The organism is Delftia sp. RIT313, from assembly GCF_000632165.1.
Taxonomy (GTDB): Bacteria; Pseudomonadota; Gammaproteobacteria; order Burkholderiales; family Burkholderiaceae_C; genus Comamonas; species Comamonas acidovorans.
This window is the reverse complement of record NZ_JFYT01000094.1, coordinates 22,479-29,081: the sequence shown is the minus strand read 5'-3', so window position 1 is coordinate 29,081 and position 6,603 is coordinate 22,479. Positions and strand designations below refer to the sequence as shown.

At 69.9% G+C, this 6,603-nt stretch carries 5 protein-coding genes; 2 read left to right on the top strand and 3 right to left on the bottom strand.

The window, feature by feature from the left end:
* From BW39_RS26740 to BW39_RS26730, 3 genes are all read right to left on the bottom strand, one after another.
* Window positions 1–626 (bottom strand): 3-keto-5-aminohexanoate cleavage protein (locus tag BW39_RS26740; RefSeq protein ID WP_043825196.1); only part of this gene is annotated, 626 nt, incomplete at its 3' end.
* Between the two features lie 57 nt (window positions 627–683).
* Window positions 684–1,529 carry a TauD/TfdA dioxygenase family protein gene (locus BW39_RS26735; protein WP_016450763.1) on the bottom strand — a complete coding sequence of 282 codons (846 nt, stop codon included), beginning with the start codon at window positions 1,527–1,529 and terminating at the stop codon, window positions 684–686.
* A 20-nt stretch (window positions 1,530–1,549) separates the two neighbouring features.
* The gene (locus tag BW39_RS26730; protein WP_043825199.1) at window positions 1,550–2,518 is read right to left on the bottom strand and encodes a Bug family tripartite tricarboxylate transporter substrate binding protein; all 969 of its coding nucleotides are present in this window, start codon (window positions 2,516–2,518) and stop codon (window positions 1,550–1,552) included.
* A 246-nt stretch (window positions 2,519–2,764) separates the two neighbouring features.
* Between BW39_RS26730 and BW39_RS26725 the strand changes: the two genes are divergently transcribed.
* Together BW39_RS26725 and BW39_RS26720 are read left to right on the top strand one after the other, a co-directional pair.
* Complete coding sequence (locus BW39_RS26725; RefSeq protein WP_043825194.1) at window positions 2,765–3,985, top strand: porin; 1,221 nt, start codon at window positions 2,765–2,767, stop codon at window positions 3,983–3,985.
* Window positions 3,986–4,047: 62 nt separating this feature from the next.
* Entirely contained in the window at window positions 4,048–6,582 is a 2,535-nt protein-coding gene (locus tag BW39_RS26720) for an ABC transporter permease (RefSeq protein WP_043825192.1), read from the top strand.
* Window positions 6,583–6,603 lie beyond the last annotated feature (21 nt).

The following is a 6,603-nucleotide window of genomic DNA, read 5'->3' as shown; positions in this document are numbered from 1 at the left end:
CGGCGCATGAGCCGCTCCACCGACTCGAAGCTGTTGATGTTGTAGCACTGGAAGGCGCTCTGGATGCCGGCGGCCGACAGGCGCCGGATGTGCTCCTCGGCCCAGCCGGGCTGGGCGGGCACGGTCATCTCCCTGTAGGCATTGAAGACGGCCGGGTCCTCCATGGAGGTGCCGCGTATGTCGCGCGCATCGAACTGCTCCAGGAAATTCATCTGCGAGGTATTGATGGTCACCGTGACCTGGTCGGGCACGGGCTCCAGCTCGGCCAGCATGTGGCGCGTGTCGTCGGACAGCCACTTGGCGGCCGCGCCGTCCGTCTCGGGAGCAAAGCTGATCGATCCGCCCACCTGGATGATCATCTCGGGCACACGCGCACGCACGCCGGCGATCAGCTCGTTGAACTTCGACAAACGCTTGCTGCCTTTGCCATCCAGCTCGCGCACATGCAGGTGCAGCACGGTGGCGCCGGCGTTGTAGCAGTCCACGGCCTTCTGGATCTGCTCGTCCATGGTCACGGGAATGTCTTCGGGGAAATCGCCGGGCAGCCAGCCCGGCGCATAGGGGGCCGCGGTGATGATCAGGGGCTGCTGGTTTTCGGGGAACAGGTGGCCGTCGAGAAAATTCATGGGACGCTCCGGTGGGTGGGGGTGAGGGGTGGGTGTGGAAAGAGTCTGTGCAGGGCCTCAGCGCGGGATGTCGCCGACGATGCCCGCGCGCTCCATGCGGCGGGGCGCCGGGTAGTAGTCGTTGAGCGCGTAGTGCTGGGTGCTGCGGTTGTCCCAGACGGCCACGTCGCCGGGCTTCCAGGACCAGCGAACCTGGTATTCGGGAATCGTGGCGCGGCTGATCAGGTAGTTCATCAGCAGCGCGGCGCCGGGCGCCTTGTCTATGCCGTGGCGCACGTTCTCGGGCGTGCTGTAGTTGACGAAGTGGGTGCTGAAGCCCGCGCCCACGAACAGCAGCTTCTCGCCGGTCTCGGGGTGGGTGCGCACCACGGGATGCTCCACGGGCGGGTGCTCGCTGGCCAGCCGCGCGCGCGCCTCGGGCGCCATCACGGCGCCGAAGGTGTGCTCTATGCCGGCCTTGGCGCGCAGGCCGTCGATGCTGCGCTTGATGCTCTCGGGCAGCTCCTCGTAGGCCTTGACCATGTTGACCCAGATGGTGTCGCCGCCGATCGGCGGGCACTCTATGCAGCGCAGCACCGCGCCCATGGCCGGGTTGGGGCGCCACAGGCCATCGCAGTGCCAGGTGTTTTCGTAGCTGTGCGGATCGTCGCTGCGGTAGATGCGTACCAGGCCAGGGTGCTCGGGATCGCTGCCTGCCACGGGATGGTCCTCCAGTGGGCCGAAGCGGCTGGCAAAGGCCACATGTTCGGCGCGCGTGATGTCCTGGTCCCGGAAGAACAGCACGCGATGGGTCAGCAGCGCGGCGCGGATGTCCGCGAACAGTGCGGCGTCGCGTGCGGCATCGCCGAGATGGATGCCGGAGATTTCGGCGCCGATGGCGGGGGTGATCTGTCGGATCTGCATGGTCGGTGTTTCCCTGGAAGTCAGTTCGCGGTGATCTGGTATTTCTTCACGATGCCGGCGTTGCGCTCGGACATCTGGCGTGTCTCGCGCTGCAGCGCGGCGGTGTCGGTGAGCACCTCGGGCTCCAGCCCCACGTCGGAGAGCTTTTGCTGCACGGCCGGCGCGCTGGCCGCTTTCCCGATGGCGGCGCGCAGGCGTTCCATGGTTTCGGAGGGCAGGCGGGCCGGCGCGATCAGGCCCACCCAGCCGCGAAACTGCAGCTCGGGGTAGCCGAGTTCGGCGGTGGTCGGCACCTGGGGCAGGTGGCGCGAACGCCGGGGGCCGGAGAACGCGTAGGCACGCAGCTTGCCGGCCCTGATCAGGGGCACCGAGGTCAGCATGCCGTCGAACATGACGTCCACCTGGCCGCCCAGCAGGGCCTGCACGGCCGGCGGCGAGCCCGCGTAGCCCACATGCTGCAGGTCCAGGCCCGCCTTGTCGCTGAGGATCAGGCCGGCGTAGTGCGACACGGTGCCGGGGCTGTAGCTGGCAAAGCTGGTCTGGCCTTTGCGTGCCTTGAGCTGCGCGAGCAGCTCCTGCAAGTCCTGGGCGGGCTGGCTGGCCGCGGCCACCAGCACCACGCCCGAGCGGGCCAGCGAGGCCAGGGGCACCAGGTCCTTGAGCGGATCGAAGGGCATCTTGATCACATGGGGGATCTCGGCCAGCAGGTTGCTTGCGCCCACCAGCAGCGTCTGCCCATCGGCGGGCGCCTGCAGCAGGGTCTGCATGCCCAGCAGGCCGCCCGCGCCCGGGCGGTTGTCTATCACCACGGCCTGGCCTGTTTCAGACGCGAGCTGCTGGCCCACGACGCGCGCCACGATGTCCATGGTGCCGCCCGGCGGTGCGGGCACGATGAGCCTGAGCGGCTGGCGGCTCCAGGCCGTGCCGCCGATGGCGATGGCGATGGCGCAGCCCGCGAGCAGCGTGGCGATGGCGTGGGGCAGTCTCATATCCATGTCTCCTTGTTCCGTGTTCTGGCATCCAGTATCGAAAGCCCGCTTTCCCGGGACTTGCCATTGGGGGACAGGCATTTGCCTTGTTGGGACAAATCCATGGCAACCCTGACCAGGGCAACCCGCGCATGTCGTGAATTGCAAAGCCGTTGGCATGAACTGCCAAGAAGCGGCGCGATGGCGTTCCTAGAGTCGATTCGTGGCGCAGGACCGCGCCAGCCCCACGACGAACAGGAGACCTCCATGCCCCGACTTCACCCCCATCCCTGCGGCCTGCACGCGCTGGGCCTGCTGTGTCTGGCAGGCGCGGCCGCCGCCCAGGCGCCCACCTCGGTCACGCTGTTCGGCGTGATGGACGCCGGCATCAGCCGCTACAGCGTGCGCAGCGAATCCTGGGACGCGGGCCCCGTGCGCTCGGCGCGGCAAAGCACCTGGGCGCTATCGCCTTCGGGCAACCTGGCCAGCCGCATCGGCATACGCGCCAGCGAGGACCTGGGCGGCGGCCTCATGGCCGGCCTGTGGCTGGAGGCGCCGGTGGCCAATGACACGGGCGGCGGCGCGCTCAACTTCGGGCGGCGCGCCACCATCAGCCTGTCCGGGCGCCTGGGCGAGCTGCGCATGGGGCGCGACCACACGCCTTCGTTTCTGAACGACTGGGCCTTCGACCCTTTCACCGTCAACGGCGTGGGCACCAACCTGATCGCCGTGGTCAACAGCAACCTGGCCATCGCCCGCGCGCTGGCCACGGGCGGCCTGCTGGGCGGCGGGCTGTCGGCGGGCACGGACACCTATCTGCGCGCAGGCAACTCCATCGGCTATTTCCTGCCGCCGGGCCTGGGCGGCGTCTACGGGCAGGCCATGTACGCCTTTCCCGAGAACAGCTCGAAGCGGGGGCGCTACGCGGGTGCCCGCATCGGCTGGGCCATGGGGGCGGCCGATGTGGCGCTGGGCTATGGCGAGAACACCCTGGGCACCTCGGGCGCCGGCGCGGAAAAGATCCGTTCGCTGAATCTGGGCGGCTCCTATGACTTCGGCCCGGTCAAGCTGTTTGGCGAATGGTCCGGCGTGCGCAACGAGCGGCGCGACGCCGGCACGCTGGCCGCGATCAACGACCGCTACCTGGGCGTTCTGGGCGGCGTGAACATCCCCGTGGGCCAGGGGGCGCTGCGCGCCTCCTATGCACGTGTGCAGTTCAGGAACGGCCAGGGCCTGGCCGACGGCGATTCCTCGGTGAACAAGCTCGCCCTGGGCTATGTGCACCCGCTGTCCAAACGCACGGCGCTGTACGCCACGGTGTCGCGCATCAGCGTGGGCAACGGGCGCAACAACCCGGGCGTGATGGGCGTGACGCCGCTGGTGGTCAGCAACCCGGCCATCCTGCCCCAGCCCGGCTACCTGACCACGGGCGGCATGCAGCCGGCCGGCGCGCTCGGGCTGGACCTGGGCCTGCGGCTGATGTTCTGAACGGCCGTGCCAATAGCCGTGGCGCCCGGGTGCCCATCTTCGCCTGCGCTAATCTGCGCGGCATGAATGGATCTTCTGCATGGACCCTGGGTTGGCGCACCCTGTGGCGCGACCTGCGCGCGGGCGAGTTGCGCCTGTTGATCGTCGCCGTGATGCTGGCCGTGGCCGCGCTCAGTTCGGTGGGCTTTTTTGCCGACCGGCTGCAGGCGGGGCTACAGCGCGATGCGCGCCAGCTGCTGGGCGGCGACGTGGTCGTGGTGGGCGACAACCCCACGGCGCCGGCCTTTGCCGAGCGCGCACGCGCCGAAGGGCTGCAGGCCCTGGAGACATCCAGCTTCCCGACCATGGCGCGCGCCAGCGACACGCAAGGCGGCATGAGCCGCCTGGTGGCGCTCAAGAGCGTGCCCGAAGGCTATCCGCTGCGCGGCAGCCTGCGCGTGGCCGATGCCCCCGGCGCGGCCGACCGGGCCACGCGCGAGATACCGGCGCGGGGCGAGGCCTGGGTCGATGCGCCGCTGCTGGAGTCGCTGGGCATAGGCGTGGGGGACATGCTGCTGCTGGGCGACGCCCAACTGCGCGTGGCGCGCATCATCTCCATCGAGCCCGACCGGGGCGCGGGCTTCATGAACTTTGCGCCGCGCGTGATGATCACCTCCGCCGACCTGGCCGCCACGGGCCTGGTGCAGCCGGCCAGCCGCATCACCTACCGCCTGGCCGTGGCCGGCGCGGGTGATGGCTCCGAGCCGGCCGTGCAGCGCTACCGCGTCTGGGCCGAGCAGCAGGCCAAGGCGCCCGGCGTGCATGGCGTGCGCGTGGAGTCGCTGGACAGCGGCCGCCCCGAGATGCGCCAGACGCTGGACCGCGCCGAGAAATTCCTGAGCCTGGTCGCCCTGCTGGCGGCCCTGCTGTCGGCCGTGGCCGTGGCCCTGGCTGCGCGCGGCTTTGCCAACAGCCACCTCGACGCCTCGGCCATGCTGCGCGTGCTGGGCCAGAGCCAGCGGCGCATTGCAGGGGCCTATACGGTGGAGTTCGTACTGGTCGGCCTGGCCTCCAGCGCCGCGGGCGTGCTGCTGGGCTGGGCCATCCACCATGTGTTCGTGCTGCTGCTGGCCGGGCTGGTGGAAACCGCCTTGCCCGCACCAGGCCTGTGGCCTGCGGCCTTCGGCGTGGGCATGGGGCTGACCCTGCTGCTGGCCTTTGGCCTGCCGCCCGTGCTGCAACTGGCGCGCGTGCCGCCGCTGCGCGTCATGCGCCGCGATCTGGGCGCGCTCAAGCCTGCCTCGGTGGTGGTGCTGGCCGTGGGCGTGGCCGGCTTTGCGGCCTTGCTGCTGGCGGCCAGCCGCGACATCAAGCTGGGCCTGATCGCCGTGGGTGGCTTTGCCGTGGCCGTGCTGCTGTTCGCGGCCCTGGGCTGGCTGGCCGTGCAGGTGCTGCGCCGCCTGGTGCACGAGAGCACGGCGCCGCGCTGGCTGGTGCTGGCCACGCGCCAGATCGCCGCGCGCCCCGCCTATGCCGTGGTGCAGATCAGCAGCCTGGCCGTGGGGCTGCTGGCGCTCATGCTGCTGGTGCTGCTGCGCACCGACCTCATCGGCAGCTGGCGCCAGGCCACGCCGGCCAATGCGCCCAACCGCTTCGTCATCAACGTGCAGCCCGAGCAGGCCGACGGTTTCCGCGCGGCGCTGGCCAAGGCTGGCGTCACCTCCTATGACTGGTTCCCCATGATCCGGGGGCGTCTGGTCACCGTCAACGGCAAGCCGGTCAGTCCCGACGACTTCAGCGAAGACCGCGCTAAGCGCCTGGTGGACCGGGAGTTCAACCTCTCCACCACGGCGCAGGCGCCCGCACACAACCTGATCACGGCGGGCACCTGGACGCCTGGTGCCAAGGGCGAGATCAGCGTGGAGGACGGCATTGCCGAGACCCTGGGCCTCAAGCTCGGCGACACGCTGGGCTTCGACGTGGGCGGCGTGCCCAGCGAAGCGCGCATCACCAGCCTGCGCAAGGTGGACTGGGGATCGATGCGTGCCAACTTCTTCGTGATCTATCCCGTGGACCACCTGGACGACGTGGCCGTCAGCTACCTGGCCGCCTACCGCGCGCCCGACGTGGCGGGCTTCGACAACGCCCTGGTGCGCGAGTTTCCCAACATCACCAACGTGGACCTGAGCACCACGCTGGCCCAGGTGCAGCGCGTGCTGGACCAGGTGATACGCGCGGTGGAATTCCTCTTCGGCTTCACCCTGGCCGCCGGCCTGGTCGTGCTCTTCGCCGCCGTCACCGCCACGCGCGAGGAGCGCGCCCGCGAGTACGCCATCATGCGCGCCGTCGGTGCCCAGGCGCGGCTGCTGGCGCAGGTGCAGCGCGCCGAGCTGGCTGGCGTGGGCCTGCTGGCGGGTTTCCTGGCCAGCTGCGCGGCCGGTGCCGTGGGCTGGGCCCTTGCGCGCTGGGTGTTCGAGTTCAACTGGACCGTGCCCTGGTGGGCTCCGCTGGCGGGGGCTGTTGCCGGGGCCTTGCTGGCCTGGATGGCGGGGTGGTGGGCGTTGCGGGAGGTGTTGAGGAGGCCTGTGATGGATACGTTGAGGCAGGTGGCTGAGTAGGTCTTTGGTTTCCGTTGTTTG

Coding starts and splice junctions, on each gene's coding strand:
- BW39_RS26735 (WP_016450763.1), bottom strand. CDS start 1,529: ATGCAGATCCGACAGATCACCCCCGCCATCGGCGCCGAAATCTCCGGC.
- BW39_RS26720 (WP_043825192.1), top strand. CDS start 4,048: ATGAATGGATCTTCTGCATGGACCCTGGGTTGGCGCACCCTGTGGCGC.
- BW39_RS26725 (WP_043825194.1), top strand. CDS start 2,765: ATGCCCCGACTTCACCCCCATCCCTGCGGCCTGCACGCGCTGGGCCTG.
- BW39_RS26730 (WP_043825199.1), bottom strand. CDS start 2,518: ATGAGACTGCCCCACGCCATCGCCACGCTGCTCGCGGGCTGCGCCATC.